4 protein-coding genes are annotated in these 2,913 nt (G+C 37.8%); all 4 read right to left on the reverse strand.

The features are described 5' to 3' along the window. Positions 1 to 168 (reverse strand): phosphoglucosamine mutase (locus GX756_04630; protein NLC17147.1); only part of this gene is annotated, 168 nt, incomplete at its 3' end. 76 nt (positions 169 to 244) lie between these two features. After that, the gene (locus GX756_04635) at positions 245 to 1,015 is read right to left on the reverse strand and encodes an undecaprenyl-diphosphate phosphatase (protein ID NLC17148.1); all 771 of its coding nucleotides are present in this window, start codon (positions 1,013 to 1,015) and stop codon (positions 245 to 247) included. A gap of 89 nt (positions 1,016 to 1,104) precedes the next feature. Then, the gene (locus tag GX756_04640) at positions 1,105 to 1,806 is read right to left on the reverse strand and encodes a CpsD/CapB family tyrosine-protein kinase (GenBank protein ID NLC17149.1); all 702 of its coding nucleotides are present in this window, start codon (positions 1,804 to 1,806) and stop codon (positions 1,105 to 1,107) included. Between the two features lie 3 nt (positions 1,807 to 1,809). Beyond that, positions 1,810 to 2,550, reverse strand: a complete 741-nt coding sequence (locus GX756_04645; protein ID NLC17150.1) for a hypothetical protein — start codon at positions 2,548 to 2,550, stop codon at positions 1,810 to 1,812. Positions 2,551 to 2,913: the final 363 nt, after the last annotated feature.

Raw genomic sequence — 2,913 nt, forward strand, 5'->3', positions numbered from 1 at the left:
GACGGCGCATTTTAGCATATCTTTTGAAGCGCGGGTGTCCGTGCCTATTACTACCAAGGGGGCTTTTTTGAGCTTGGTCAAAGCGTTGCCCACTTTGGCCGATAGTTCTAAGGTCAAATCTTTGTTGAATATTCCTCTAATTCCGTCTGTTCCGAAATATTCGCTCATTGTTTTCTTCCTTATGTTTTAAAATATATTAAATTTATATAATATTTATATGCTAATTTCAATGTATATGGTCAAATTACCATAAAAATAACACATGCTCGTTTAAAAATGTTATCAGCGCCAGCGCTACTAAATATAATGAGAACCATTTGTAGTCGCATTTTTGGATGATTTTGAGCATTAACTTTATAGCCAAAAAACCGCTAATCGCCGCAGCAACCATTCCGATAATAACGCAAAGGACGGGAACAGAAGCCCATTCGCGCACTTGAAGCGCTTCATAAAAGCCCGAGCCCAATATCACGGGTATGCTCATCAAAAAAGAAAACTTGGCTATTTTTTCTCTTTGCGCGCCCGCGTAAACTCCGCCGCTTATAGTCGCGCCGCTTCTGGAAATCCCAGGAACGACGGCTACGGCTTGGGCAAGGCCCATAATCAAACCAACTTTCAAATCCAAAGGTCTATCTTTAGGATATTTTTTGCCCACATATTCGGTTATCAAAAGCATAATAGCCGTTATTAAAAATCCTATCCACAAAAATTTTCCTTCAAACAACGCTTCTATTTTATCGGCAAATAGAAGCATTACAAGCCCCGCGGGCAATGTCGCAAGTATCAATAACCCCATTGTTTTGAAAGGCGGTTTGAATAAATCTAAAATATCTTTAAAAAATACCGCAAAAACGGCCAAAAGCGTGCCCACATGGAGCATCACATCAAAAAACAGCAAATCCCCTTCAACGCCCAATATATTTTGAATCAAAACCAAATGACCGCTGGACGATACCGGCAAAAACTCCGTCAACCCTTGCGCCAGCCCCAGCAGTATTGCTTCCCAAATGTCCATTTAAAATCCTTAAAACAGCAACGAGATAAAATATAGAACTATTCTATCACAAGAAGCGCTAAAAAGACAAATTCATAAAAAGCCAAGAACTAATCTCGTCCGTAAGAATAACGGTAATAATACCGTCTATGATGGTTTTTGGATCTATTTAGCACAACGCCCAAAAGGTTGCCGTTGACATATTTTATTTCTTCTATTGCTTTGGCAACCTGTCTATAATCGGAAACGCCTTCTTCGGCTACCAATACGACGCCGTCGCAGATATTTGACAATATCAAGGCGTCGCTTACAACGCCCACGGGCGGAGTGTCCAAAATTATCCAATCATATTCCCTGCACAAGTTGTTAAGCAAGTCGTTCATTTCGGGGCTTAACAAAAGCTTGGTCGGGTTGGGGGATTTTACTCCGGCCGTCAAATACCATAGGTTATCCACTTTGGATTTTTTTATCGCGTCGTCCACCTTAACATCGTCGCAAAGAACATGGGTAAGACCTATAGTGTTTTCTTCTTTAAATAATTTATGGACGCAGGGTTTTCTTAAATCGCAATCTATAAGAAGCACCTTAAAGCCGCTTTGGGCCATAGCTATCGCGAGATTGACGCTTATCATAGTTTTGCCCATGTCTTCGCTAAAACCGGCTATTATTACCTTTCTTGAGGACTTTTGGGCAAATGTGAATCTTAAGTTTACCGCGAAAACCCTAAAAGCTTCGTCATATGAAAAATTGACACCTTTGTCTGTGATAAGAGGATAAATTTCTTTTTTGCTTTTTTTCTTTTTGTTAAACATATCTTAATAACCTTTTTTATTGTCCGAGATATCGGGAATAGTGGCTATGACGGGCACATCAAATTTTTCCCTTATGTCGTTTTCGTCTTTTATTTTAACGTCATAATAATTGACTAACAATATGACGCTGACTGCCAAAATAATTCCTACCAAAGCGCCCAAAAACATATTAAGCGTGATGTTGGGGCGAATTACATCGTTTTCATCAGGAATATGAGGCTGGTCTATAATATGGTATTGGGCTTTTACGATTACATCCGCCGACGCCGGTTCGGACATATCGCTAACTTTTTTCATAGACGCCAGATTATACGCCGCCATTAGCACCACGCCAAATTGCGGGTCTTTAACAGTAATAGATATTTTAAATAAACCGTTAGCTTTATCCCAAAACGAAAAATCCACGGCTTGTTTTAATTTCTTTTTGGAATATCCTAGGCTTTGCGCCCATTCGCCTACTGTTTCGTGCTCGGTCTCAAAAGAAATGTCAACTTTATTTTCGGCATGCACATCGTCATAAGACGAATATAATTCGGCTAAGTTTTGCTCCCAAATGTTATCAAATATGGTGTCGGCTTCCACTAAATAAAACTCAAAATTAGAAACAAGACGATTAAACGCCTGTTGTTCTTTGTTGACCATATCGCCTTGGCTACTGCTACCTTCAATCTGGTCTATTAATAATGACGAGGTCGTGCTTATTTCGTATTTGTCGTCAATCAAAAAATAGGACCAAAAAAACATAAGCAACAAGCCTGCCAGCATAAAAGCGAGAAGAATTTTCCATTTTTTAAATATAATAAGAAAATAATCTTTTAAAGAAAGTTCCAAAACCTAACTCTCCAACTCTTAATAATTTATTAAAAAACAATAGATTAATTATACCAATTTAAAAAAAATATTACAATACAAATGCTTGGATTTTTTAATAAAATTTTCATATTATACAAAGGGAAGATTGTAAAATGAAGTGCAACGGGTAAAAAAAGATTCATAGTGAACCTTTATCTTTGTATAATAAGTTTGTAACACAAGATTATACAAAAGGAAAGGGCACTATGAATCAAGGACATTATAGCACAAAATAGAGGAAGTATACACATTTAA

This window comes from Clostridiales bacterium, assembly GCA_012512255.1.
Lineage (GTDB): Bacteria > Bacillota > Clostridia > Christensenellales > DUVY01 > DUVY01.

Bases quoted from the DNA above. Each gene is read 5' to 3' on its own strand.
- GX756_04635 (NLC17148.1), bottom strand. From the start codon at position 1,015: ATGGACATTTGGGAAGCAATACTGCTGGGGCTGGCGCAAGGGTTGACG.
- GX756_04640 (NLC17149.1), bottom strand. From the start codon at position 1,806: ATGTTTAACAAAAAGAAAAAAAGCAAAAAAGAAATTTATCCTCTTATC.
- GX756_04645 (NLC17150.1), bottom strand. From the start codon at position 2,550: ATGTTTTTTTGGTCCTATTTTTTGATTGACGACAAATACGAAATAAGC.